The organism is Pseudomonas sp. ZY71 (assembly GCF_036542145.1).
GTDB classification, from domain to species: Bacteria; Pseudomonadota; Gammaproteobacteria; order Pseudomonadales; family Pseudomonadaceae; genus Aquipseudomonas; species Aquipseudomonas koreensis_A.
In genome coordinates this window covers 710,320-735,536 of the sequence record NZ_CP144274.1, presented here as the reverse complement: position 1 = coordinate 735,536, position 25,217 = coordinate 710,320, and the positions used below count along the sequence as shown (strand labels likewise).

The window sequence follows — 25,217 nt, the reverse complement described above, 5'->3', positions numbered from 1 at the left end:
CCTACAAGGGATTGGCGCTACAAATCCAGCTCCCACAAACCGCCTGCGCTCGCGTAAACTTGCGCGCTTCTCGCCGGCCACTAGGCTGCAATCAATATTTTTCAAAGGTGCCCGCCATGCCTTGGCTGCAAGTACGTCTCGCCATCAGCCCGGAACAAGCCGAAACCTACGAAGACGCTTTCCTTGAAGTGGGCGCCGTGTCGGTGACCTTCATGGACGCCGAAGATCAGCCGATCTTCGAGCCGGAACTCAACACCACCCCACTGTGGGCGCACACGCATTTGCTGGCGCTGTTCGAAGGCGGCACCGAACCGGCACCGGTTCTGGCCCATCTGGAACTGCTGACCGGCAGCCCGCTGCCTGAGCATCACAGCGAAGTCATCGAAGATCAGGACTGGGAACGCAGCTGGATGGACGGTTTTGAGCCGATGCGTTTCGGCCAGCGCCTGTGGATCGTGCCGAGCTGGCACGCCGCGCCGGAACCTGATGCGGTCAACTTGCTGCTGGATCCGGGCCTGGCCTTCGGTACCGGCACCCACCCGACCACCGCCCTGTGCCTGGAATGGCTCGACGGTCAGGACCTGAAAGACTGCAACGTGCTGGATTTCGGCTGCGGCTCGGGGATTCTGGCGATCGCCGCCCTGTTGCTCGGTGCGAAAGAAGCGGTCGGCACCGACATCGACGTGCAGGCGCTGGAAGCGTCGCGCGACAACGCCGGGCGCAACAACATCGCTGAAGCACTGTTCCCGCTGTACCTGCCGGAAGATCTGCCGCAGGTTCAAGCCGATGTGCTGGTCGCCAATATTCTCGCCGGCCCGCTGGTTTCGCTGGCGCCGCAACTCTCCAGCCTGGTGAAATCCGGTGGCCGTCTGGCGCTGTCGGGCATCCTTGCCGAGCAAGGTGATGAAGTCGCCGCTGCTTATGCGCAGGACTTTGATCTCGATCCGATCGCCAATCGCGATGGCTGGGTGCGCATCACCGGTCGTCGGCGCTAATATGTCCGCCTGCATAATCCGGATCGCCGCATGACCGACAGTTTCGTCACCCAGTGCCCGCATTGCCAAACCAGTTTCCGTGTCAGCCATGCTCAATTGAGCGTGGCCCGCGGGGTGGTTCGCTGCGGCTCCTGCCTGCAAGTGTTCAACGCCGCCAAACAGCTGCTGGAACAACACGCCGGCAAGGACGCGGTGACGCCGGTTGCGCCGCCCATGGTTGCGCTGCCGGACGAAGCGCCGTCGGCTTTCGAGCCACCGCCCGTCATCGAGCAGCCCGAGCCGCGCGCCATCAGCCAAAAGCAGTGGAGCGCCTCGGCGCTTGATCTCGACAGCCTCGATCTGGATGAAGAACTGGCCCGTCTCGAACAACGGGAAATCCAGCCCGCCACCGAGCTCGGACGCGTGCGCGAAGACTCCCTGAGTGCCCGTCGCGACAGCCCGGAGCCGGATGACGCGGCATGGCCAGGCAGTCTGTTCAGCGAACCTGCCGACGAGCGGCAGCCTGAGCCGGACGACGAGCCGCCGATCGACGACATTGAACCGGTCAAATCCGAGCGCACCGAGCCTTCGCTGTCGCTGGAACCGGTGGATCTGGATGACGAGCCAGCGATCCCGCACCTGCGCCTGCACGACCCGATCGACCCCAATGCCCGCCGCGAACGCTTGTCGGCCAATGACAAACCCGATGCCGACGATTTGCCATCGATTGAGCCGCTGCGCAAAAAACGCGAGCGCGCAGAACCCGGCGTACGCGCAGAAGTTCTGCAAGACCTGACCGACGACCCGTTGCAACTGGACTGGCAGAAACGCCGCTCGCCGTGGGGTCGTCGCTTGCTTTGGCTGATGCTGGTCTTGCTGGCGGCAGGTGGGCTGGCTGCGCAGTACATCTCTTATCACTTCGATGAACTGGCCCGACAGGATCAATACCGCCCGTGGTTCCAGCAAATCTGCCCGCAGATCGGCTGCACGGTGCCGTCCAAAGTCGACATCGCCCGAATCAAGAGCAGCAACCTGGTGGTGCGCAGCCATCCGGAGTTCAACGGTGCGCTGGTGGTCGATGCAATCATTTACAACCGTGCGACGTTCTCCCAGCCATTTCCATTGTTGGAGCTGCGCTTTGCCGACCTCAACGGCCACCTGATCGCCAGTCGTCGCTTCAAACCCGGCGAATACCTGAGAGGCGACCTCGAAGGCCTGGCGGAAATGCCGCCGCAGACGCCGATTCACATCGCGCTGGATATTCTCGATCCAGGCCCGAAAGCGGTGAATTACAGCCTGAGTTTCCACTCGCCCGAGTGACGCGCTTCATCGCTTTCGAATTGACGGCGGTTTTCTGACTTTGTCACGCACAACCAAACCGGTGGCGATAACAGAATAACTGTTCAGATTTTGTTCAATTCAGCCTTTATCCAGTCATCGAGAGCGGGTATCATGCCAACCCTTTTTCGAACTCTCATGATCCGGCCCCACCTCAGGGAAGTCCTATGTCGGCGGTACGCATCGGCCCATACACATTGCAGAACGGCTTGATTCTCGCCCCGATGGCGGGCGTCACCGATCAGCCCTTTCGTCAGCTGTGCAAGCGTTTGGGCGCAGGGCTTGTAGTCTCGGAAATGGTCACCAGTGACATGAGCCTGTGGAACACCCGCAAGTCGCGCATGCGCATGATCCACGAAGGCGATCCCGAGCCACGCTCGGTACAGATTGCCGGTGGTGATGCACAGATGCTGGCGGATGCAGCCCGGGCCAACGTCGAACTGGGCGCACAGATTATTGATATCAACATGGGTTGCCCGGCAAAGAAGGTCTGCAACAAGGCCGCCGGTTCCGCGTTGTTGAAAGATGAAGCACTGGTCACCGAGATCCTGCAGGCCGTCGTGGCTGCGGTTGATGTGCCGGTCACCCTGAAGATCCGCACCGGTTGGGATCGCGACAACAAGAACGGTCTGACCGTGGCGAAGATCGCCGAGCAGGCCGGGATCACCGCGCTGGCAGTGCATGGCCGCACGCGCGCCGATCTGTACAAGGGTGAAGCCGAGTACGACACGATTGCCGCGATCAAGCAGGCGGTGTCGATCCCGGTGTTTGCCAATGGCGATATCGATTCGCCGGAAAAGGCCCGTTACGTGCTTGACGCAACCGGTGCCGATGGCCTGTTGGTAGGCCGCGCCGCCCAAGGGCGGCCATGGATTTTTCGCGAGATCGAACACTTCCTGCGTACCGGCGAGAAATTGCCGGCACCGGAGCTGATCGAGGTGGAACACATACTGCTAGAGCATCTGGCCGCACTTCACGCTTTCTATGGGGATGTGATGGGCGTGCGCATTGCGCGCAAGCATGTGGGCTGGTATCTCGCAACCTTGCCGGGCGCCAGGGAGTTTCGCGCCCACTTCAATCGTTTGGATGGTACGGAAACACAATGCGCCAACGTTCGGGAGTTCTTCGCCGAGCGTTACAAGAGCCTGACAGGGGACGAAGAAGGGGTGGCCGCATGACGATGATGACCGAGACTTTAGTGAGTGGAACAACACCCGTGAGCGACAACGTGAATTTGAAACAGCACCTCAATACCCCGAGCGAAGAAGGTCAGACCCTTCGCGGGAGTGTCGAGAAGGCGCTGCACAATTATTTCGCCCACCTTGAGGGCGCGTCCGTCACGGATGTGTACAACCTGGTGCTCTCCGAAGTCGAGGCTCCCCTGCTCGAAAGCGTGATGAACTACGTCAAGGGCAACCAGACCAAGGCCAGTGAGTTGCTGGGACTTAACCGCGGCACGCTGCGCAAGAAACTCAAGCAGTACGATCTGCTGTAAGCATTCAATCAAACCAGAAAGGCGCCCGCGTAAAAAACGGTCGCCTTTTTTGCTGACTTCCTTTGCTTTTGATGGAAATTGAGATGACCGACCAGACTACCCGCCTGCCGATCCGCCGCGCCTTGATCAGCGTTTCCGACAAGACCGGGATCCTCGAATTCGCCAAGGAGCTCGAAGCTCTGGGCGTCGAGATCCTCTCCACCGGCGGGACGTTCAAGCTGCTGCGCGACAACGGTGTTGCCGCAGTGGAAGTCGCGGATTACACCGGTTTCGCCGAGATGATGGACGGTCGGGTGAAAACCCTGCACCCGAAAATCCACGGCGGCATCCTCGGTCGTCGCGGTATCGACGACGCGATCATGAGCGAGCACGGCATCAAGCCGATTGATCTGGTCGCCGTTAACCTCTATCCGTTCGAAGCCACCATCAACAAGCCAGGCTGCGACCTGCCGACCGCTATCGAGAACATCGACATCGGCGGCCCGACCATGGTCCGTTCGGCGGCGAAAAACCATAAAGACGTAGCGATCGTGGTGAATGCCAGCGATTACGCCAGCGTGCTCGAAGGCCTCAAGGCCGGCGGCCTGACCTACGCTCAGCGTTTCGACCTGATGCTCAAGGCCTTCGAACACACTGCTGCCTATGACGGCATGATCGCCAACTACATGGGCACCGTGAATCAGGCCGCTGAAACACTCAGCACCGAAGGCCGCAGCGAATTCCCGCGCACCTTCAACAGCCAGTTCATCAAGGCTCAGGAAATGCGCTACGGCGAGAACCCGCACCAGAGCGCGGCGTTCTACGTAGAAGCCAAGCCTGCCGAAGTCGGCATCGCCACCGCGACCCAACTGCAAGGCAAAGAACTCTCGTACAACAACGTGGCTGACACTGACGCCGCACTGGAATGCGTGAAAAGCTTCGTCAAGCCAGCCTGCGTGATCGTCAAGCACGCCAACCCGTGCGGCGTGGCAGTCAGCCCGGACGCTGAAGGCGGTATCCGTCAGGCCTACGAACTGGCTTACGCCACCGACACCGAGTCGGCGTTCGGCGGCATCATCGCTTTCAACCGTGAACTGGATGCCGAGACCGCCAAGGCGATCGTCGAGCGTCAGTTCGTTGAAGTGATCATCGCCCCAAGCGTCAGCGCAGAAGCCCGCGCGATTGTTGCGGCGAAAGCCAACGTGCGCCTGCTGGCGTGCGGCGAGTGGTCGGCTGACCGCGCTGCTGCGTGGGACTACAAGCGCGTCAACGGCGGCCTGCTGGTACAGAGCCGCGACATCGGCATGATCAGCGCCGATGACCTGAAGGTCGTGACCAAACGTGCGCCGACCGAACAGGAAATCCATGACCTGATCTTCGCCTGGAAGGTTGCCAAGTACGTTAAGTCCAACGCCATCGTCTACGCCAAGAACCGTCAGACCATCGGTGTCGGCGCGGGCCAGATGAGCCGCGTAAACTCGGCACGTATCGCCGCGATCAAGGCTGAGCACGCCGGCCTGCAAGTCGCCGGTTCGGTCATGGCCTCCGACGCGTTCTTCCCGTTCCGCGACGGCCTGGATAACGCGGCCAAGGTCGGTATCACTGCGGTGATCCAGCCGGGTGGTTCGATGCGTGATGCTGAAGTGATTGCTGCAGCCGATGAGGCTGGCATTGCGATGGTCTTCACCGGCATGCGCCACTTCCGTCACTAAGAACACGTTCCAATGTAGGAGTGAGCCTGCTCGCGATAGCCATTGATCAGTCAAAGCTGCAGTGACTGACACACCGCAATCGCGAGCAGGCTCACTCCTACAGAAAAGCGTCCCCGCGGCGCTCAACAGAATTAGCGTCATCCGAGGTTTTTGAAATGAATGTTTTGATCATTGGCAGCGGTGGCCGTGAACACGCCCTGGCCTGGAAAGTGGCTCAGGATCCGCGCGTGCAGAAGGTTTTCGTTGCACCGGGCAACGCTGGCACCGCCATCGAAGCCAAGTGCGAAAACGTCGCCATCGACGTGCTGGCCCTTGAGCAACTGGCCGACTTTGCCGAGAAAAACGTTTCCCTGACCATCGTTGGTCCGGAAGTGCCACTGGTGGCTGGCGTTGTCGATCTGTTCCGCTCCCGTGGTCTGGACTGCTTCGGCCCGACCGCCGGTGCTGCGCAGCTGGAAGGTTCGAAAGCCTTCACCAAGGATTTCCTCGCGCGCCACAAGATCCCGACCGCCGACTACCAGAACTTCACCGAGATCGAGCCGGCTCTGGCTTATCTGCGTGAAAAAGGCGCACCGATCGTGATCAAGGCCGATGGCCTGGCCGCCGGTAAAGGCGTGATCGTCGCCATGACCCTGGCTGAAGCCGAAGACGCCGTGCGTGACATGCTCGCTGGCAACGCTTTCGGTGACGCCGGTTCGCGTGTGGTCATCGAAGAATTCCTCGACGGCGAAGAAGCTTCGTTCATCGTCATGGTCGACGGCAAAAACGTTTTGCCGATGGCCACCAGCCAGGACCACAAACGTGTTGGCGACGGCGACAGCGGTCCGAACACTGGCGGCATGGGTGCCTACTCCCCTGCCCCGGTGGTCACCGCCGACGTGCACCAGCGCGTGATGGATCTGGTGATCTGGCCGACCGTGCGCGGCATGGCCGATGAAGGCAACGTCTACACCGGTTTCCTTTACGCCGGTCTGATGATCGACAAGGCCGGTAACCCGAAGGTTATCGAGTTCAACTGCCGCTTCGGCGATCCGGAAACCCAACCGGTGATGCTGCGTCTGCAATCGAGCCTGGTGCTGCTGGTCGAAGCCGCTCTGGCGCAAGCGCTGGACAAGGTTGAAGCGCAGTGGGATCCACGTCCGAGCGTCGGCATCGTGCTGGCCGCTGGCGGTTACCCGGGCGATTACGCCAAGGGCGCAGCGATCAACGGTCTGGACGCAGCGGCGAAGCTGGAAGGCAAAGTCTTCCACGCCGGCACCGCGCTGAAAGATGACAACGTCGTAACTGCCGGTGGTCGCGTGCTCTGCGCCACTGCAATGGGCGCCAGCGTCGGTGAAGCGCAGCAGCAAGCCTACAAGCTCGCGGCCGCCATCGACTGGGAAGGCTGCTTCTACCGCAAGGACATTGGCTACCGCGCCATTGCCCGTGAGCGTGGCGAAACCCAGGAATAAGCTGTCGATCAAGTCCGGCGAGGGATACCGTTCCTCGCCGGGCTGTTCCGCCGCCGCGCATCGTTATATTCTGGCATCAACCTACGAAGGGATTTCGCCGTGCGCTGGCTCAGGATTGCCATAAGCTTCACCGTCACGATGCTGACCTTGCTCTGCATGCTCCCGGCCCAGGCCGCGCAAGGCAGTGGCTGGTCGGTATTGCTCGACGATCAGGGCAATCTGCAACTGAGCGATATCCGCTCCGCTCGCTACACCAATCAATTCAGCCCCATCGACCTTGACCGCCTCACTGCGTCCGAGCCCGATGGCGCATTGTGGTTGCGTTTCCGGCTGGCGCCGGGCAAGCACGAACAAGTGCTGCGCATCTTCGCCCCTGACCTGTCAAAGCTCAGTCTCTACGTGCTCGACGGCGACCAGCTGATCGAGCAACGCAACACCGGCACCGATCAGCCACAGGCCGAACGACCGTTGCCGAGCAGCGACTTCATGCTGCCACTGCCACAGAGCGACAAACCTCTCGACGTCTATCTGCGTCTGGTCTCCGATCATCAGTTGCGCCCGCACGTGACTCTGCAATCAGCGGTGATGAGCGCGGCCAACCACAATCAGACGCTGGTCTTCGGTTTGCTGTTCGGCTGCCTCGCCATGCTGTTGTTGCACAACCTGGTGCGCTACGCCTATTCCCGCTCGCGCAGCAGCCTGTGGCTGGCGGTCTGCGAAGGCTTGTTGGGCCTGAGCCTGTTGCTGCTGCTCAACCTCGCCGGCCCCTGGCTGCCGAACTGGCATGCGGTGCAGACGCCGGGCGCCTATCTCGCGTTGCTGTTGACGGCTCCAGCCGGGTTGATGTTCGCCTATCGCTTCTTCGCCCCGCTCGGTCCGCACCCGCTGAACAAACTGTTGATTGGCGACATCCTGTTTATCGTGACCTGCAGCCTGTTGCTGTTGTTCGTCAACACCCTGCCGCTGAACATCATCACTTATGCACTGGTGGCGCTGGCCGGCCTGAGCATGTTGTTCGTCGCGTTCTATCACTGGCAGAAGGGTTACCGTCCGGCGCGCTTGTTCGTCGCGGCGATGGTGGTGTTCAACATCGGCACATTGATCATTCTGCCTGCCTTGCTGGGGCTGACGCTGGTGTCGCCGCAAGGCTTGATTATGACCCTGATGGCGTTCATCTGCATCAGCGGCCTGTTGATGAGCATCGCCCTCGGCGAGCGTCAGCGCAGCATCACCGAAAGCCGTTTCAGCGTCAGCCGCGACCTCGCCGCGAGCAATGCCGAGATCAACGCCAAAGCCGAATTCCTCGCCAAGATCAGCCACGAAATCCGCACCCCCATGAACGGCGTGCTGGGCATGACCGAACTGCTGCTGGGCACGCCCCTTTCGGTCAAGCAACGCGACTACGTACAGACCATTCATAGCGCCGGCAACGAACTGCTGACGCTGATCAACGAAATCCTCGACATCTCCAAGCTCGAATCCGGGCAGATCGAACTGGACGACGTGCAGTTCGACCTCAACGCCTTGATCGATGATTGCCTGAGCATCTACCGCGCCAAGGCCGAACAACAAAACGTCGAGCTGATCAGCTTTATCCAGCCGCAAGTGCCGCGCGTAATCAGCGGCGACCCGACCCGCCTGCGCCAGACGCTGCTGAGCCTGCTGGAAAACGCCCTGAAGAAAACCGATGAAGGCGAAGTGCTGATCGTCGTCGCGCTCGACGAACGCAGCAGCAAGCCACGCCTGCGCATCGCCGTGCAGGACAGTGGCGCGCCAATGGAGCAGGAAGAACGCGACGCACTGATGCACGCCGAACTGCACAGCAAACACTTCCTCTCGGCCAACCGCCTGGGCGGCAATCTGGGGCTGGTGATCGCACGGCAACTGATCCGTTTGATGCAGGGCGAATTCGGTATCAAGAGCGGCGCCAGTCAGGGCAGCACGCTGTGGCTGACCCTGCCACTGGATCCGGATCGCCTCGAACACCCGACCTCCGACCTCGACAGTCCGCTGCAAGGCGCACGGGTGCTGGTGGTCGACGACAACGACACCTGCCGCAAAGTGCTGGTGCAGCAATGCAGTGCGTGGGGGTTGAATGTCAGCGCCGTGCCTTCCGGCAAAGAAGCGTTGGCCTTGCTGCGAACCAAGGCGCACCTGCGTGATTACTTTGATGTGGTACTGCTCGATCAGAACATGCCGGGCATGACCGGCATGCAGCTCGCGGCCAAGATCAAGGAAGACCCAAGCCTGAACCATGACATCCTGCTGATCATGCTCACCGGCATCAGCAATGCGCCGAGCAAGATCATCGCGCGCAACTCGGGGATCAAACGTATCCTCGCCAAACCGGTGGCCGGCTACACGCTCAAGACCACCCTGGCCGACGAACTCAATCAGCGCAACAAAGGCCAGGTGGTGTTCCAGCCGCAAGTGGTCACCCCGGCCACGGCGGCGAAAGTGCCGAGCGATTTCCGCATCCTCGTCGCCGAAGACAATACGATTTCGACCAAAGTGATTCGCGGCATGCTCGGCAAGCTCAATCTGCAACCGGACACCGCCGCCAACGGCGAAGAAGCGCTGCAAGCGATGAAAGCCCAGCGTTACGACCTGGTGCTGATGGACTGCGAAATGCCGATCCTCGATGGTTTCTCGGCGACCCAGCAATTACGCGCCTGGGAAGTCAGCAACCAACGCATCCGCACGCCAATCGTGGCGTTGACGGCGCATATCCTCGCCGAGCACAAGGAGCGCGCGCGTCAGGCCGGGATGGATGGGCACATGTCCAAGCCGGTGGAGTTGTCGCAATTGCGCGAGCTGATCGAGCATTGGGTTGCTCAGCGAGATCAGCAGAATCGAGCCGCAACGCCCACCTCCTGAGCCGACAGACCCCGTAGCGCCTGATAGACTCCCCCACGACTTCCCTCGCCAGTGAGCTTGCACCATGCTCCATGTGTTATTCAGCGTTTACCTGAAGATGCTGGTGCTCTACAGCCCGTTCTTCGTGCTCTCCTGCTTTATCAGCCTGACCCGCGGTTATTCGCGCAAGGAGCAACGGCGCCTGGCATGGAAAGTTGCGGTGGCCACGCTGGTCTCCAGCGTCTTGCTGTATTTGTTCGGACGGGTGATTTTCGATGTATTCGGAATTACCGTGGATGCGTTCCGGATCGGTGCCGGCAGCGTGCTGTTCATCTCGGCACTCGGCATGGCGCAAGGCAAGTCAGCGGTGCAGGCCGATAACGTGCAGCAAGACGTGACCATCGTTCCACTGACCATTCCTATCACGGTCGGTCCCGGGACCATCGGCGCATTGTTGGTGATGGGCGTTAGCCAACCCCATTGGGACGACAAACTCACTGCCATCATGAGCATCGTACTGGCCAGCTTCACAGTCGGGGTCGTGCTTTATCTGTCAAACCGGATTGAACAGATTCTGGGGGATCAGGGTTTGCAGATAGTGAGTAGATTGATGGGGTTGTTCGTCTGCGCACTGGCTGCGCAGATCATATTTACCGGAATAAAGGGTTACCTGGTGCCTTGAGTGCCACGCAGTGATGGAGACCCCAGACGTGAAAGCGCGAAGCTTTCCATTCTTCTGCCCATTTTTAACCAATATTCAATCGAGCGGTTTAGACAAACCGCTCGATTTCCATGGTTTCTCTTCCGTCGAGAGTTCTGAGCACCATGGCTCTTTTGGAATCGGCATAGTCCTCATCCAGCTGCGCGACAAAGTACGCGGCATGAATACTTTCAACCATCTCACCCAATGTGAATTCCTGCCGCAAAAAGCAGGCTTCGACAGGTTGGCGCGTTGCAATGTTAAGTATCACGTATTTCACCGTGGATTTATCGTCAACGACGCCGACCTGGACTCGGACACGATTGACCATTCCCTCTCCTTCCAAGACTGGCGAAACTGATTCAACTGCGCGCTGCCTGAATAAAATCGATGCTTTGCTGTCGGCATTCAATTGCGAAAAATCCTGCATCAGCCGCTCCAGCAGACACTTTTCCTCAGCCGATAAAGCCCCTGACAATGCAGCACAAACCATCTCTGTTGGCGTCAGGGATTTATCGAGCGAGGTTGAAAACCCCTCATGACTGAGCCAGCCCGATAGTTTATAGAGGCAAAAACGCTGAACTTGTGAGTAGCGGTCATTCCAGGCTTTGTAGTCTGCAAACAACGGAAACCTGTTATTGCACGACAACTGCATGTAAACAGATGAGGACAGAATATCTTCCAGATGCTGGTCAGGTAGCGATGTGGCGCATGCCAACAGGCATCCGGCGTTGGCATATCCATGGTATTTCATACTTTATCAATCCATGAAGAGGCCAGGCGCCAAGCGCCTGGCCTGAAAAATCAGAAACCGTATTCCATTTCCAGAGCAGCGTCGATCGCTTCGTAGAAGCGATTGGCTGCCGCTTCTTTCTTCGCGGTGAAGTCTTCGTCGGGGTACATGGTAAATACGCCATGCCCTTTGATCACACTGGAAGAAGATTCGGTTTTGTCGAAGAACGCAACATGCGAGCTGCCGGATTTAATGCTGTAGCTGATCGCGCCTACGGTAAGGTAAATATCATCGTCTTTGCTTTCGGCCGCGCTCATCACGCCGAAGTTCGAACCACCGGCCTTCTTGCCATTTTTCTCATAAAGCTTCAGAGCTTCGGCGTTACCTTCGAGGCCTTTGATGGCCGCGTCAGCCCCCAGCTTCATCACTTCACCAATGGTTCCAACGCCCACTGCACCCAGTGCTGCCTTGGCGATGTCCACAACCAGATTCGACATCGTCACGCCACTGGAGACGGTTTCCTCAAAGGTCTCAGGCTTACCGAAATGTGCCCAGCCCATGGCATTCAAACCCTGGAGCATGTAGGACAGACGCTTGGCTGCGTCTGCTTTGTTCGGGTACTTGATCTGCGCAGACAAATCAGCAAACAGAAACGTACGCTTGATAATGGTCTTATGGCGACGCTTCATACCTTCAGGAAAGGCGATCATCGTCGAGTTAAGTACCGCGTTACTCAAGGCATCCTTGTCTGGCAGGTCCAGTTTGAATGCTCGGGCGAAAGGCATGATCGAACGGGAACCCTTCAGAACAGCGATGCCTTCCTTACAGCAGTCTTCGATAAACTTGAGACTTTCCGCTTCATTCATTTTTACAGCAATTACGTCATTCATTTCTATATCCATATATTTATAAAAAGCCGTTGCGGCTTGAACAACAAACTAACCAAACGCCAAATTCACATCAACAGAAAGAACATTACAACAAGTAAACTTGCGCCACACCTCACACACCAATCAACTCCGACCGCAAGTCGATTTCCCTCATATCATCTTCTTCAAGAATCGCCTCTACTTCGGCACGGACTTGTGCGTAAGCATTTCTGTCCAGAAAAAAACTAAGATAGTTATGACGCAGTACAACTTCACCCGAGCGCCAGTGGCAGAAAAGGAAATTCTCCACTTGGCGCATGGCATTCAATCGTGAATGATTCAAGACCAGTGTGATTCGTCCTTGCTGGTCGCGTCCGGACGGCATTGTTTGAAACGACTGCCCCCAAAGACTTTCCTTCGCATAAGAGGCTAATCCCGCTTTATGGTTTTTCAGTGCGGCAAAGGCAGCCAGCGTGTTATCCAGCATCGGCTCGTTGCCCAGTGCCCTGACAACATCGACCATTTTGCTGGAGATGTCGCCGGAAAAATCCTCGTACTTTTTTTCGCCGGGCTTCCGATCCGAGTGCCACCCAAGATGATTCAATGCCTTGGCATATAGATCAAGCCACGCTGTAAGGTCGAGCTTTTCGTCTTTGTACTTATTACTCAGAATCTGGGCAAGCCTCACACTATTTCTTATTTCACGCTTCTCATCCCGGCTCATTCCCTCCATGTAATTCAGCAGCGTATCACCCAGCAATACTGCATTTTGACTGCCAATGCCCTCAAGCGCCGAGTGACTTTTAACGGAAAACACGCGGTGCCGGATTTTCGGCGCTGTGAGCAATTTTATTTCACGAAGAAACGTCAAACGTTCAGCGAGCGGTGGAATGACACTAACGTCTACACTCATCTTGATTCCTTTTTGATTACGATACTTTAATGACCTGCCAGTGCTTTAACCCAAATAAAACCGACAGATACCAAACACCATAAACAGCACAACTTGGAAATCACAGGAAAACCACACCAACATATTTAACAAAACATTATCAAAAGTCCTGTTTACATCAGCAGCGTCAAGATAGATTTGTGAAGAAATACAGATCTCTATCGTTCATGCGACAGGCGTCCAGATAACATACGAGATATGATTGCCCGCATTCTTAGTGCAAAAAAACGCCTCCGAAGAGGCGCTTTGGTTTTCAGACGAATTCACCGGTCAGGGCAAATGGTCCGCCAGCATCGCCAAGCAGGCAGTTGCGTCATTGCCCTGCACGCGCGCAAGGGTCTTCAACCATTGTTCGAGTGCACACAGGAATTGACGGCCAGCGATTTTGACAGCCAGTTCGCATGAACCCTGCTCCTCAATCCCGCGAACGATCAGACTGTGACCATTGTCCGGGTCGGCGAGTACCAGGTGGCCATCGACCCGCGACATCAGCCAATGCCCACACTCAGGCATATCCAGCATCAGCAAGCCAGGTTCCGCCTCCTGCTCCCCGGAAGGGCGCCGTACATCAACAACGATGCAATCCAGACGCTGCCAGGTTGCGGCCGATATCCGATAACCCTCTGTGTACGAACCAAAGGTCAGAATCAACCTTTCGATATTGTCAGGAAGCAATGGCTGCACCTCGGTGAGGTCATCACTCACTTCCAGCACCATGACCTCCTCGTCACGGTGCGCGTAGCTATCCGGCAACCAGACGCCATCGACCGTCCCGGCGCTGAAGATCAATGGGTCAATCGGGTCGAACAGCAGCGGACTGGCCGCATCACGCGTACCGAGGAACGTCGGCCATTTTCCGTCGTCCCGAGCAGACACCTCGAATAGTCGATCAAGCTTCGGAACGTAGTATCGGTAGCGATTGCCAGTATTTTCGACGGGGAGAACCGCGGCATGATCTTGCCCGTCCAGCCGCAGTTTTAAACGCTTCTGCAATTGCGCTGGCGTCTGGCCGGGAACGTATGACCAGCGGTTTTCCATGCCGACAATTCGCGCCGGTTGCTGATCCTGCAGTTGCAGTGTCACACCTTCGCGGGTACGCCCGAGCAGCCCGTCGCCATGCGGCAGCACTTCGCAAAACGCCCACGACGCCCATACTCGCTCGGCCTGTGGCAACACTTGGCGATGCAGCAACACGCTGCCGTCGCCGAACGCCGTGCGCAGCTGCTCGAGGGAGACCAGCGTCTGGCGCCACAGCTGTCCGGAAGAAACATCAAGCAGCCAAATCCCTTGCCGGTCGGGAGTCAGCCCCAGCAACGTCAGCTCGTGGTTGCCCATGGCGTCCATCAGCACAAGCTTTTCGTCGATACACCACACTGGCAGAAACGTCTGACCCGCTTGGGCACGCAGGCCGATGATGGCAAATGCGGCGCTGCTGTATTCCTTGGCAAGCGCCGGTAATGCCGCCAGCCAATCGGGGGTTTGTTGCAGCCAACGCTGGCCGAGGCCGACAAACTTCAGCACAGGTCTATCCAGCTCGGACAGCCAGTTGTCGTCCTTGGCGCCGAGGTCGATTTCGAACATTCGCCCATCGTCTTGGGTGGCCAGGAAGCTTTCGCCAACGCGCGTAACGTCGATCACACCCTTCGCAAGCGCCTCGTGCCACACCACGTCGTCACGCAGCTGGATGCCATGACTGAGCATTTGACTTTGCCGACTGTAAAACAGCAGCGCAGCGGCGGGATCAGAGGATCGAGGCATCAGCAACACCCTGTCCGCTTCAATGTCGGCGCCAGCCCGGAAGTACCTGTCGTGATGCGCGGCAATCCATGCCCGCTCAAGCAGTTGATCGAAGGACCAGGCACGGGCGTGAATGTATGGCGCGTAGTTCCAGGTGCTGATGGGCGAAGCCATGCCGGGTGTCTCGTCCGTGTAGGGACGACGCTGTTTCTGGCGATGGCGGAAAAACCCGATTCTCGTGCCCTCCTCAGGCTTGAGAAAAGAGTTTTCCAGACCGGGCGACCACAGGTGGATGTCCGTCAGGGTCACTTCGCGGTCGGTCAGATGAAACTCCAGCGTCGTGCGCACATTCATGGACTTTTGTTCTACCAACTGCTGCGAGACTCGCAGCGTGCCGTCAGCCAGTTGCCCGAAAGCGCTGATCTTCGTACCAAGTTCCAGACTCAGTAACCGATAACGATGTACGACCGAAGCAGTGATCACATCGACGCGCCAGACCGTGGCATGGTCGGGATGATAGAACCACGCATGAGTCGTGTTGGCGGCGCCCAGCATCAGGCCGTCGTTGACTTCGCGCGGCAGATCGCGCGCAAATAACAAACGTTTTTGAGCGATGTCGTAAAAGGCCGTTGTGCGCACAGCGTGGCTGGCCGGATTGAACGGCACCCTGAACCGGTGAAGCGTGATGTAACCCATGCCCAGGCGCCCTTCATTGTCTCGCTGGCGCAGATGGGCAAGGACATCACGCGGGTTGTCTTTAGCATCGTTGAGGGTGATGGAAAGCAGGCGCAGCGCCTGGCGTTGCCAGTCCAGTTGAAACAACTCTCCCCCGGCCAGTTCGATCAGCCCCTCGAAGGCCGACAGCACGATACCGTCGACCGTCAGTTGACGCCCCGCCAGGTATGTCTGCGGGGCGCCGTCATCCATCTTGGGTACATCATCAAAGCAGACCTGCTCGATGCTGGCCCAAGGGGCATGCACCAGCCATTGGGTCGCTCCATTGAATTTCACGGTTTTCAGTCCCGGGGTCAGACGAAGCTGGCAGCGGTCTGACGTGGCGCTGATTTCGTAGGACAGCTTGTGCTGGCACTCCATCGGCAAAGTCGGCACCGCCAGTTGGCGCACCTGTTCGTCCAGCACCACGCTGATCGTTGTCGGTTTATAGACCGGATGCAGTTTGTAGAGGATGTGTTTGAAAGAGGGTGTGCTGTGCAGATAAAAACGCCGGTTGCCCTGTTTGTCGTATTCCAGCTTGTCCGCCGCACTGTTGCGCAATTGCGGATAGCGTGTGTGGATGCGCTTATCCAGATGGCTCGTCAGCGTATCGCCCAGTGCCGCGAACGGATTGAAATACGAGTACCAGCCTGGCTCAGGCACTTCACTGGCGTTACGAGGCTCGACCTGCTCTCCCGGCAGAGGCTCGTACACATAGCCCGCGCCTCCCAGTTGATATTCGTAGCCGTAATAGCAGAGCGGTGTGCAAGGCAACACCACGGTATGCAGTGCAGCGGCCTCCTGGATATTCAGCGCTGTGCTTTCGGGGAGACCGAAAGCCTGCCGGATATTGAGGGAACGGTGTATCTGCTGCGGATCATCGTTGTATTGCGGCAACTCGAGTGCGCCGCCGCCCCACGGATAAAAGCGCTGACTGTCAAAGCGCACCCGCCGGTCCTGCAAATCCAGATGGGTGATCACGGCTTCTGGCGGGAACTGCAATACACCCTCCGCGACAGTGAACGCGCCCGGCTTGTAAGCGTTGTGGATGGCACGCAAATGATTGCCCACCGCTGTTGCCTTGTCGGCAATCTGCCCAAGATTGCTGGCGATGGCCGTGGCACCGATGCCGATACCGAGCAACGGCACAGACAGAAACGCCGCCGCCGCGCCAACCGTTCCGCCTGCCGCCAATGCCACAACATCCAGGCCCAACGCCACTGTGTTGAACGCCAGAGACGTGGAGAACCGCGAGCGCTGCTCGTGATTTTGCGCCAATGCCAGGTTATGAATGTCGAAGCCAATGTTGGCCAGCGAAAACGCAAAACCAACACCCGTTGCCGCGCGACCGAGCACACGGCCGGACAACGACGACTGGCGCAAGAGCAGCGCCTGTTCACTGGCCACCGCCTGCCGCACCAGGTTGATCATCTGCGCGGTATCGCTGAGTACGCCAAAACCCAACTGCGCATAGCTGACGTAAACCTGGACCTGCAACGCAATCGACAAGGCTGGCAACTGATCACCAGCCTGGTATTCACGATGGCGCATTTCACTGATCAGCGTCTGGATCGCAAAGGCGAAACTCAAGCGGCTGCCGCCATCCGCCTCGGCAGGAGCACTCGGTTTGCCTACCTTCACCCGCTGATGCAAATGCTGCTTGAGCTGAGTGAAGCGCGGGTCGGCCGTGGTCACTGTTCGCACTTGATGCGGATTCTGTGCATCGACCAACGTCAGCGAAAAGCCGCCGTCCACCTGCGATTTGAGCGTTTCCAGCAATGGCAAATATTCACGCCCGAGCGAGTGTTCACTGCGCAACCGCTGCATGGCCTGATCAAACGCCTGCGCCCAATAGCGCGCATCCACCTGTGCCAGGCTGGCCCCCATTCGCGCGTTTTCGCCGAGCGAACGCTGGCGCGCCACGGCCTGTTTTGCCCAGATCGGGACACTGCGTGAATCACTCGAAGGTATGCGCAAAAAACTGTCCAGACGCAAACCGCTCGATAGCTTGCGGGCTGCCATCGCCTCGGTGTTCAACTCGATCACGTTGAATCGCGCCCCGGCCATCTCGCCCAGACCGTAGAGCCTGGCCAGGGCACTGTCGCCTGCACTCAGATAACGCTCAATGCCAAGTTTCACCTGCGCGCCTTCGGCGAACGCGTAAATGGCAAAGTTCGGGTCATAGAAGCGGTAGACGAATTGGTCTCCAGCCTGCACTTTGGCCACCAGCAAGGCGTGATCGCCGGTGTCGAGCAACAGGACGGTGGTCGCACTTTTCGCCTCCAGTGTCTGAATGACCGAGTCCAGACTCTGCAAGCCGCGAGATTCACCAATAGCACGGGTGGGCAAGGCCCGCAGTTCACTCAACGCACTGAGCAAAGCCTGTGAACTCGGTTCCTGATGGTTGACGTTGGCCGTGGCGACATGCCCCACCAATGTCCGTTCGGCCGACTCGCCGGCAGCCACCGCTGCGCCCATCAGCAACGCCAGCGGATAACACCGACGTCCCGGTTCACTGCTCGTGTGCATCAGCAAATCCTGCGACAGTTGCCGGGCCGAGGTCGCGCCGGCCTCGACGAACATCTCGCGCACCTGCGCACTGCGCTGAAGAATTCGCGAACGGTATTCACCTTGCGCCGTGCGCGTGATCTGCCCGATACGTTCGCCCCATTGGCGCAAGGTCAGTGCTTCAAACAGTGCCTGAACCTTGAGTTCGCGGGCCGTCAGGAGGCCATGCAGCTGTCCACGCGCCAGCGCGGCCTCGAAGGCGGGCGACTGCCGCTGACGCAGGGCTTTTTCAACCGCATCATAACGAGCGAAAGTACCGTCGCCGTCAGTCTCGACAGCGAGGTCGCGCACGGTTTGCCAAACACTGGCAAAGCTCGCGTCGTCCAGACTTGTCGCGCCGAAAATCCCCCCGAGCATGACGCGCACCAACGGGCTGAGTTGTTCCAGCGGCAGGGAATCATGGGCAATGCGGCTGAGCAGTTCGTTGAGGTTGCTTGAGGCTTCGGCGCCATGGGAAACGGGCAGTTCGCGCACAGGTTGCGCAAGGATCAACTGACGATTATCGAAGCCGATGGAAAAGGCTTGGGTGAAGGTAATGTCACCGCTGAGCTTGTCCCTCATGGCTCGCACAAAGGGTTCGCCCAGATCATCCATCAGTTGTTGCAGGACCGACGTCAGCAGCACTGCTTTACCGCCGACTACGGGCCAGCCTTGTTTGAACGTCAGCGTCTGTTGCGGCTGAAGCAGATCCGCCAGTTGGCCGGTGTAGCGTGATTTGAGTTTGCCGGTTTTCCACTTTTCCTGCTCTTTGGCCAGCCATTGCTCGGCGTCATCATTGACGGTCCAACCGGAGATCGCTTCCTCCTCGGTCTGCACGTTGTAACCCTCGGCCAGTCGCAAGCGCTCCTGAACCGTAACCTCGTTGTGCGGCAGGAGGTGAGTCTCGACATAGTTTTTCAACCCGGTAACCGCCGCACCAGGCCCGGTAAGCGCAATGGTGCCGCGCGCTCCGACGCGAATGCCGTCACGGTAGTAACTTAAAATCGCCTCGCTCAACTTGCCCAGAAAATCCTGCAGCGTGCGCGTCAGTTGCCCCTGCTCGATTTTCTCGTTCATGACGTTTTCTATGACGTCGAGCAATCGTTCAGTCTGTGACCAGTCTACGGACGACGCGATGGCCGACTGTTCAACGGCCTGCAGGCAGTCATAGTTGAACCGGATCAATTGCATGACCGCGAGCGTCATCTCGCTCTGCGGTTGTGCCAGCAGATAAGCGTTCATCTCTCTACTGAATTGCGCGCCCATACGCAGGCCATGCTGCGGACTGTGGACTTCACGCGGTGCGACAAATATAGGCTCGACGCCGGGCTTGCTGCGGGCAAAGACCAGCAGTGCCTCGCGATGTTCGGCTGGCAATGCATCCGTGTGATCGGTGTAGCGCAGACGATCGCGACCGGGCATCAACGTTTCATCATGATTGAGCAAAAGCTGCAACACCCCTATCCGTTGCTCGTCACTGAACCCACTGATGTCGACACCGCCCAGTCTGTCAGCCAGCGGCGGCAAGTAATCCATGTCACTGTAACGCCCGCCTTCGGCATATTCGGCCTGCAAGCGAACAACGTCACTTGCCGCCGCAAAGTTACCGCGCATTGACACTTCGCGTTGATAGACATCCTCTAGAAAGTGCCCGGCGAAATCCCGCCGAACATCACGCAACTGCAAGTCGCCGCCGGCCATTTGCAGATGGCTTTGCAAGCAGCGATGACGAAAGGCTTCCAGCGTCGTGCGGTCCTTGCCGTAAGCGCGCACCATCAGGTCGATCCGGGCCTGATCAGCTTTCCCGCGCCACTGCGGTTGTTGCAGGTATTCGAACATCTCGCGCTTCAATACACGCGCACGATCTTCGATCATCTTTGCAAGTTCATCGGGGTTGGTCACGGTGTCCCCGCCAGACTCCATCGCAGCAACTCTGGCGCTGTCGGATATAACCCGATTCATTTCGAAAGCCAGTAACGCATCGCTGTCGTACCAGAGATTGAACTGGTAACTCTCGGCAGCCAGCACCTGACGCCAGATATTCATGTAATCGCGCTGGATATTGCCAACCTCACTGCCGCCCACCCAGACAAAATGCATGATTTTGGGTATCGGACTGGGCACGTCGCTGAGCATGTTTACAGTGCCCGCCAAACGGGCGGCGTAATCGCGCAATTTTTCTTTGACGGTATCGATCAACGCTATCGCGGGCGCTGAGTTACGCTTTGCCAAGCGTTCAAAATTTTCCAGAAATAGTGTTACAACCTGCAGCTTTTGAGCAAGGCTCGTGGCTTGGCCGGCATTCTCGTAAAGCGCCAGCAACGTTGCATATTCGGCAGAAGCGGAAAACGCCTTGAATGCGAGTTTTAACCCGGAGTATTCATCAGCGGAAATAAAATTAAATTCGTCAACATATTGCTCCATGACACCCATCAGACTTCATCCTTTATTCGTTGAGAGAATCCTCAACGAAGTTAGTCTGCTCGTGGGGCAACTTCAAAAATCACAAAATTCAAATAGTTTCCCAAGAAACATCAAACAACAGACAAGTTGATTCCGCGCATGATTCGGTAATAAACAGGTGCATGACAAGTCGTTCGATAAACAAACGAAGCGGCGCTCCCAACGGATGCGCCGCCGTGTTTTAAACTTAATCATCCGGCAATGAAGTTCGACTTGATGTCACACCGAGGCAACTTATTTACAACTTGCCTCGGCTCGGCGCTCAGGAAAGCGGCTTTTCGCCGTACCAGCGCGGCGTGTAAACCCAATCACCACCGCTGGCACGCGCAAACGTGCAGGTGGTCGAAGAACCAATCAGCACCATGGTGCGCATGTCCACTTGCTCCGGGGTCAACGCGCCCAGAGTCGTGGTGCGTAGAGTCTGGCCGGGACGACCGATGTCGCGGCCCAACACCACCGGTGTTTGCGGCGTGCGATGCTGCGCGACAATCTCCAGCGCCCGGCCCAGTTGCCACGGACGTGCGCGGGAGATCGGGTTGTAGAACGCCAACGACAGATCCGCTTCAGCGGCCAGATCCAGACGCTTTTCGATGATCGACCAGGGCTTCAGGTTATCCGACAGCGACATCACGCAGAAGTCATGACCCAGCGGTGCGCCGGCTTGCGCGGCGGTGGCCAGCGAAGCGGAAACGCCCGGCAGGATTTCCAGATCGACGCTGTGCCACGCCGGATCGGCCGACTCGTGCAACGCTTCGAGCACTGCGGCAGCCATGGCGAACACACCCGGATCGCCCGAGGACACAACGATCACCGAGCGTCCCTCGGCGGCCAGTCTGAAGGCGTGACGGGCGCGTTGCATTTCTTCACGGTTGTCGGTGCAGTGCTGCACTTGATCGGCGCGAAACGGCCCGGCCATGCGCACGTAGGTTTCGTAACCGAGCACATCGGTCGCGCGAGCCAGTTCGGCTTTTACCGCCGGCACCATCAGCTCGGCAGCACCGGGGCCGAGGCCGATCACGGCGAGACGACCGCGTGGCCGGCCAATGCTGGAAACCTCCAAAGGCTGCTCGGCGACCGCGATTGCCATGCCGTGGCCGGTCAGGACCGTTGCCGCTGGCACTGCGACACCCGCCAGGGTTTCGAGGTTGCTTTGTGCCGCGACAAAGCGCAGCGGCACACCCAGTTCAAGCGCCGCTTCACGCAAAAGTGGCGAAGCCATTTGCGTCTCGCTGGCCAGCAGACAGGCCAGCGACTGCACGGCGATCTTCGCCTGCTGCAACGCGCTGCGAACGGCATCCGCCAGGTCCGCCGTTTCAGCACTCACCGCCACCGCCACGCTGCGTGGATAGATCATTAATTCACTGGCACTCGCCTCACGCGCGGCACTGCCGACATGAATCGAGCGCTGCGCCTGCGGATCTTCCGGCAATTGCGCCTGATCCAGCCACGGCGCCGCGCCTTCGATGCGCACGCTGTGGCCAGCCAACAGATCGGAGACGAAACGCTTGCCCAGTTCCAGATCACCCAGTGCGTAACCGCTCGGAGGATTGAGCAGGCACGTACCAAAACGCAACTCGCCACTGGTGGTGATGGCTGCGGCGACTTGCAGCCCGGCAGCGATGTCTCGCGCCATGACATTGACCCCGCCGAGGCCGCCCAACAACGGCACCACCGCGCTGCCGTCTTCGGCCACGGCGAGTACCGCAGGTTCGGCGCCCTTCTCCAGCAACAGAGGCGCCAGCGTGCGGATGACGATGCCGGCCGCGCACAGGGCAATGATCGGTGTGTCCTGCTGATACAGCGCGCGCAGGGTCTCGCCGAATTCCTGATAAGTGCAATCGGCGCCTTCGACGCGCCCGGCGAGGCCGTGGATCTGCGCCGCCGGATAGACCTGCTGAATACGCCGCGCGGTGGCCAGGCTGCCCTGACCGAGAATGACGATGGCGGGGATGGATTGAGTCATCAGCCTTGCCACCGTTCGCCCGGCACGATGATCAGCGAGAAGTACGGCGACGACATCGGCTCGACCTGATCCATCGGCACAATCTTCTGATTGGCCATGGTCGCGCGCTCGACGTACAGCGCGCGCTCGGCCAGCCCCAGTTCTTCGAGTACCTGACGCACTTTCGGGAAGTTGCGCCCCAGCTTCATGATCACCGCCGCGTCGGCATCGGCCAGTCGGCGTTTCAATTCTTCATGGGGCAACACGCCCGATAGCACCGACAGACTCTGATTGCGATACACCAGCGGCGCGCCCAGTACCGAAGCGCCGCCCAGCATCGAGCACACGCCCGGCACCACTTGTGCTTCGTAGCGAGTGGCGAGGCGGTCGTGCAGGTACATGTAGGAACCGTAGAAGAACGGATCACCTTCACAGATCACCGCGACATCGCGACCGGCGTCCAGATGCGCGGCGACCGTCTCGGCAGCTTCGTCGTAGAAGTCGCTGATGACTTGCTCATAGGAAAGTGGCGCCGGCAGTGCTTCGGTGGTCACCGGGTAGACCAGCGGCAGCAGGTTCTGCGCTTCTTGCAGGTGCGCCTCGATGATGCCGAAGGCGTTGCCCTTTTTGCCCTTGGCGACGAAGTACGCCACCACCGGCGACTCACGTAGCAGGCGCAGGGCTTTGACAGTAATCAGTTCCGGATCACCCGGGCCGACGCCCAGGCCAATCAAACGTCCTGTGGCCTGCATCATTCGATCTCCGTGGCGAGGGCATTGACGGCGGCGGCGGCCATGGCGCTGCCACCGAGGCGGCCTTGCATGATCACGAACGGCACGCCACGGCTGTCAGCGGCCAGGGCGGCTTTCGATTCGGCGGCGCCGACGAAGCCCACCGGAAAGCCGAGGATCAGCGCCGGTTTCGGGGCGCCAGCATCAAGCATTTCCAGCAGATAGAACAGTGCGGTCGGCGCGTTGCCGATTACCACGACGCTGCCTTCCAGATGTGGACGCCACAGTTCCAGCGCGGCGGCGGAACGGGTGTTACCCAGCTCACGGGCAAGCGCAGGCACGCTCTCGTCACGCAAGGTGCAGATCACTTCATTGTTGGCCGGCAGGCGCGCACGGGTCACGCCTTCGGAGACCATTCGCGCATCGCAGAGGATCGGCGCACCGGAGGCCAGCGCGTCGCGCCCGGCCTTGCCCGCGCCTTCGGAGAATTGCAGACCATCGATCGCCTCGACCATGCCGCAGGCGTGAATCACCCGCACCGCGAGTTTTTCCAGATCGGCCGGGATGCGCGCGAGATTGGCCTCGCTGCGAATGATCGCGAAGGAGTTGCGATAAATCTCCTGACCATCGCGGATGTAATCAAGCATCAATGGGGCTCCGAGAGCGGGCGTCGAGCAGGGTCGCGGCCGCTTCAATAGTAAGGTTGCGAGCGTGCAGCGCGCCGAAACCCGGCAGCGTTGCATCGCGAAAATAGAGGTCGTAATGACCGGGACTGACGGCCAGCAACGTCACCGGGGCACAGTGGGCGGCGGCGCAAGAGCGCGTGCAGCCGCTGAGGTGTACGTTGAGGGCCGAGGGCAGCAACGTCGCCAGATGGCGGGCGTCCTGCTTGGTGTCGGCAAGACCTTTGCCGCAGCCATTGGAGCCGGTGCAGGCGATCAGGCGTGCAAGGGGTTCGGCAGCGCAAGTCAGCAGGCTCAGTTGCTCAAGTCCCTCCAGCACTTGAGCCGCATCGCTTGCTTTGACATCCGGCAGCAGCAGGCTTTGCCAAGGTGTGAAACGCAGGCTGCCATTGCCGAACTGGCGGGCCAGTTGCGCAGCCCCGCGCAGCATTGCCGGATCGAGACGGCCCAGCGCCGGCACCGCACCGATGTACACCTGACCCGCCGTATTCTGTGGATGAACGCCGATGTGCAGATCGTCCGCCACGGCCGTGCGCTGCCAATGGCTGATTGCCTTGATCGGCAGACACGTTCTCAGTTGTTCGAGAATTGCCAACATCGGCCATTCCTCGAGTAAATGGCGCATGCGCGTCTGCTCGGGACGTGCCAACGCCAGGAACAGCTCCAGCACTGCCACCACCAGCGCATGGCCATGTTCCAGCGCCACCGCGCCGATCGCGCGATCCGTCGGGCATCCGGCCAGACCGAACGCCAGCAAGGTTTCACCGTCACGCTCGAACGCCGACAACCACAGGTCATGAGAATGTTCGAGCATCGCCAGCGCTTCACCGCCATCGAGTTGCACGGCGAACTTGGCGCTCAGCTCGTGGAAGCGTGGATGGCTTTGCAAAGTGTCGAGGATCTGCCCGGCGAGGTCGCGCGTGTCGAACTGCATCTGCCGATCGATCCCGGCAGCGGGGCTGAGCATCAGGTTGCGCACATCGTCAGCGGCCGCCGTGCGCGGGCCTAGACCGGCGGCGAGCAGACGCTCGATCAGCGCTGCGGATTGCTCACCGATCCCGCGAATCTGCAGATTGGCGCGGTTGGTCGCCTCGATCGCCGCGCCGAACTGTTCGGCGGCATCGGCCACCGCGTCGGCCTGATCGGCACTGATCGAGCCGCCATTGAGCTTGATCCGGCAGATACCGCCGTCCAGTGCCTGGACGATACGCAGCAACCCCGGGCAGGCCGAGGGGCGTAGAGCGGTGGACATCGGGCGTTCGTTCAAGGGGTTGACCGGCTACGTGGGAAAGGCGCTTCGCGGGCGAAGGCGCGGTATTATGCCTGCTTTGTCCGCTGGCA

16 protein-coding genes are annotated in these 25,217 nt (G+C 59.2%); 8 read left to right on the top strand and 8 right to left on the bottom strand.

What is annotated here, in order from left to right; all coding sequences use genetic code 11:
- Positions 1 to 116: 116 nt before the first annotated feature.
- The 8 genes from prmA (at position 117) to VY732_RS03080 (ending at position 10,487) form a co-directional block, all read left to right on the top strand.
- Entirely contained in the window at positions 117 to 995 is an 879-nt protein-coding gene (gene prmA / locus VY732_RS03115) for a 50S ribosomal protein L11 methyltransferase (RefSeq protein ID WP_008078183.1), read from the top strand.
- Between the two features lie 30 nt (positions 996 to 1,025).
- Positions 1,026 to 2,294: a DUF3426 domain-containing protein gene (locus tag VY732_RS03110; RefSeq protein ID WP_331694195.1), complete on the top strand. Its 1,269-nt coding sequence runs from the start codon at positions 1,026 to 1,028 to the stop codon at positions 2,292 to 2,294.
- Positions 2,295 to 2,479: 185 nt separating this feature from the next.
- Positions 2,480 to 3,490: a tRNA dihydrouridine synthase DusB gene (dusB, locus tag VY732_RS03105; RefSeq protein WP_116031736.1), complete on the top strand. Its 1,011-nt coding sequence runs from the start codon at positions 2,480 to 2,482 to the stop codon at positions 3,488 to 3,490.
- Positions 3,487 to 3,807 (top strand): DNA-binding transcriptional regulator Fis, encoded by a 321-nt coding sequence (fis, locus tag VY732_RS03100; RefSeq protein ID WP_002555375.1) that lies wholly within the window; start codon positions 3,487 to 3,489, stop codon positions 3,805 to 3,807. The genes dusB and fis overlap by 4 nt, the downstream gene beginning before the upstream one ends.
- Before the next feature lie 83 nt (positions 3,808 to 3,890).
- Positions 3,891 to 5,498, top strand: coding sequence for a bifunctional phosphoribosylaminoimidazolecarboxamide formyltransferase/IMP cyclohydrolase (gene purH, locus VY732_RS03095; protein WP_095047355.1), 1,608 nt, complete (start codon positions 3,891 to 3,893; stop codon positions 5,496 to 5,498).
- A 155-nt stretch (positions 5,499 to 5,653) separates the two neighbouring features.
- The gene (gene purD / locus VY732_RS03090) at positions 5,654 to 6,949 is read left to right on the top strand and encodes a phosphoribosylamine--glycine ligase (RefSeq protein WP_331694090.1); all 1,296 of its coding nucleotides are present in this window, start codon (positions 5,654 to 5,656) and stop codon (positions 6,947 to 6,949) included.
- Positions 6,950 to 7,048: 99 nt separating this feature from the next.
- The gene (locus VY732_RS03085) at positions 7,049 to 9,826 is read left to right on the top strand and encodes a hybrid sensor histidine kinase/response regulator (RefSeq protein ID WP_331694088.1); all 2,778 of its coding nucleotides are present in this window, start codon (positions 7,049 to 7,051) and stop codon (positions 9,824 to 9,826) included.
- A 64-nt stretch (positions 9,827 to 9,890) separates the two neighbouring features.
- Entirely contained in the window at positions 9,891 to 10,487 is a 597-nt protein-coding gene (locus VY732_RS03080; RefSeq protein WP_331694086.1) for a MarC family protein, read from the top strand.
- Positions 10,488 to 10,575: 88 nt separating this feature from the next.
- Here the strand turns inward: VY732_RS03080 and VY732_RS03075 are convergent, their stop codons facing one another.
- From VY732_RS03075 to cobG, 8 genes are all read right to left on the bottom strand, one after another.
- A complete protein-coding gene (locus tag VY732_RS03075; RefSeq protein WP_331694084.1) occupies positions 10,576 to 11,259 on the bottom strand; it encodes a hypothetical protein in 684 nt (227 codons plus the stop codon).
- Between the two features lie 50 nt (positions 11,260 to 11,309).
- Positions 11,310 to 12,128 carry a hypothetical protein gene (locus VY732_RS03070; RefSeq protein WP_331694083.1) on the bottom strand — a complete coding sequence of 273 codons (819 nt, stop codon included), beginning with the start codon at positions 12,126 to 12,128 and terminating at the stop codon, positions 11,310 to 11,312.
- A 112-nt stretch (positions 12,129 to 12,240) separates the two neighbouring features.
- Entirely contained in the window at positions 12,241 to 13,020 is a 780-nt protein-coding gene (locus VY732_RS03065; RefSeq protein ID WP_331694081.1) for a hypothetical protein, read from the bottom strand.
- A 309-nt stretch (positions 13,021 to 13,329) separates the two neighbouring features.
- Complete coding sequence (locus VY732_RS03060; RefSeq protein WP_331694079.1) at positions 13,330 to 20,289, bottom strand: TcdA/TcdB pore-forming domain-containing protein; 6,960 nt, start codon at positions 20,287 to 20,289, stop codon at positions 13,330 to 13,332.
- Between the two features lie 493 nt (positions 20,290 to 20,782).
- Positions 20,783 to 22,483 carry a precorrin-3B C(17)-methyltransferase gene (gene cobJ / locus VY732_RS03055; protein WP_331694077.1) on the bottom strand — a complete coding sequence of 567 codons (1,701 nt, stop codon included), beginning with the start codon at positions 22,481 to 22,483 and terminating at the stop codon, positions 20,783 to 20,785.
- Positions 22,483 to 23,217, bottom strand: a complete 735-nt coding sequence (locus VY732_RS03050; RefSeq protein WP_419789271.1) for a precorrin-2 C(20)-methyltransferase — start codon at positions 23,215 to 23,217, stop codon at positions 22,483 to 22,485. The genes cobJ and VY732_RS03050 overlap by 1 nt, the downstream gene beginning before the upstream one ends.
- A complete protein-coding gene (locus tag VY732_RS03045) occupies positions 23,214 to 23,840 on the bottom strand; it encodes a precorrin-8X methylmutase (RefSeq protein ID WP_331694076.1) in 627 nt (208 codons plus the stop codon). Before VY732_RS03045 ends, VY732_RS03050 begins: the two co-directional genes overlap by 4 nt.
- Entirely contained in the window at positions 23,833 to 25,128 is a 1,296-nt protein-coding gene (cobG, locus tag VY732_RS03040) for a precorrin-3B synthase (protein WP_331470856.1), read from the bottom strand. Before cobG ends, VY732_RS03045 begins: the two co-directional genes overlap by 8 nt.
- Between the last annotated feature and the right edge of the window lie 89 nt (positions 25,129 to 25,217).

Bases quoted from the DNA above. Each gene is read 5' to 3' on its own strand.
- prmA (WP_008078183.1), top strand. From the start codon at position 117: ATGCCTTGGCTGCAAGTACGTCTCGCCATCAGCCCGGAACAAGCCGAA.
- VY732_RS03110 (WP_331694195.1), top strand. From the start codon at position 1,026: ATGACCGACAGTTTCGTCACCCAGTGCCCGCATTGCCAAACCAGTTTC.
- dusB (WP_116031736.1), top strand. From the start codon at position 2,480: ATGTCGGCGGTACGCATCGGCCCATACACATTGCAGAACGGCTTGATT.
- fis (WP_002555375.1), top strand. From the start codon at position 3,487: ATGACGATGATGACCGAGACTTTAGTGAGTGGAACAACACCCGTGAGC.
- purH (WP_095047355.1), top strand. From the start codon at position 3,891: ATGACCGACCAGACTACCCGCCTGCCGATCCGCCGCGCCTTGATCAGC.
- purD (WP_331694090.1), top strand. From the start codon at position 5,654: ATGAATGTTTTGATCATTGGCAGCGGTGGCCGTGAACACGCCCTGGCC.
- VY732_RS03080 (WP_331694086.1), top strand. From the start codon at position 9,891: ATGCTCCATGTGTTATTCAGCGTTTACCTGAAGATGCTGGTGCTCTAC.
- VY732_RS03075 (WP_331694084.1), bottom strand. From the start codon at position 11,259: ATGAAATACCATGGATATGCCAACGCCGGATGCCTGTTGGCATGCGCC.
- VY732_RS03070 (WP_331694083.1), bottom strand. From the start codon at position 12,128: ATGAATGACGTAATTGCTGTAAAAATGAATGAAGCGGAAAGTCTCAAG.
- VY732_RS03065 (WP_331694081.1), bottom strand. From the start codon at position 13,020: ATGAGTGTAGACGTTAGTGTCATTCCACCGCTCGCTGAACGTTTGACG.
- cobJ (WP_331694077.1), bottom strand. From the start codon at position 22,483: ATGACTCAATCCATCCCCGCCATCGTCATTCTCGGTCAGGGCAGCCTG.
- VY732_RS03050 (WP_419789271.1), bottom strand. From the start codon at position 23,217: ATGATGCAGGCCACAGGACGTTTGATTGGCCTGGGCGTCGGCCCGGGT.
- VY732_RS03045 (WP_331694076.1), bottom strand. From the start codon at position 23,840: ATGCTTGATTACATCCGCGATGGTCAGGAGATTTATCGCAACTCCTTC.
- cobG (WP_331470856.1), bottom strand. From the start codon at position 25,128: ATGTCCACCGCTCTACGCCCCTCGGCCTGCCCGGGGTTGCTGCGTATC.